The following is a 613-nucleotide window of genomic DNA, read 5'->3' as shown; positions in this document are numbered from 1 at the left end:
AAACTTCTCGGTCGAGACAATAGATCCGATGGGTACCCGTCGCTGCTCGAGAGAGAATGTCGCGCTCGTGGCGCAGCTGCTTGTTCTCGCGCCTCAGGCGGGCAAGTTCCTCGCGTTCGGCCGTGTTCAGAGCAGCCTCGGCGGGCGCCGGCTTTGCCTCACGCCGACCCTCCTGCCGATCGGCGGCGAAGAGGCCGCCGATCGGGTCGCGCGCGGCGATGGCCGCCGGGTCGGGCTGCAGACTGCGCACATCGCGCAGGCCGAGGCGGCGGACGAGCCGATCCCCATAGGCTACTAGTACGGCCATCAAATACGTATCTTCAGCGGTCTATGCGGCGTAGCGGACGGTGGTGGCCTGGAAGAACGCCCGGACCTTGGCAGGGCGGCGTTGCAGGCTGCGCATGTACGAGGTGAGGCCGGCATTGAGCGAAGCCTTGTCCCTGGGGACCGGCTGCTTCGCCATGGCCTGCTTGACATCGTTGTTGAGGAACTCGTCCGGATTGTGCTCCGGCGCGTAGGGCGGCAGGTAGAACAGCTCGATCCACTCGGCATTGGCCTTCGCCCAAGCGGTGACCCGCTTGGCTCGGTGGACCGGCAGGTTGTCGACGATGAT

The 613-nt window shown here is 65.9% G+C and carries 2 protein-coding genes; one reads left to right on the top strand and one right to left on the bottom strand.

Going from position 1 to position 613, the window contains the following annotated elements; genetic code table 11:
• On the top strand, positions 1-298 hold a 298-nt coding region (locus tag Q7A36_RS40615), incomplete at its 5' end, for a hypothetical protein (protein WP_305109461.1).
• Between the two features lie 30 nt (positions 299-328).
• Here the strand turns inward: Q7A36_RS40615 and Q7A36_RS40610 are convergent.
• Positions 329-613: transposase (locus Q7A36_RS40610; RefSeq protein WP_305109460.1), on the bottom strand; the 285-nt coding region annotated here is incomplete at its 5' end.

It is taken from the genome of Paracraurococcus lichenis (assembly GCF_030657435.1).
GTDB lineage: Bacteria > Pseudomonadota > Alphaproteobacteria > Acetobacterales > Acetobacteraceae > Paracraurococcus > Paracraurococcus lichenis.
This window is presented reverse-complemented; position numbering and strand designations above follow the sequence as displayed.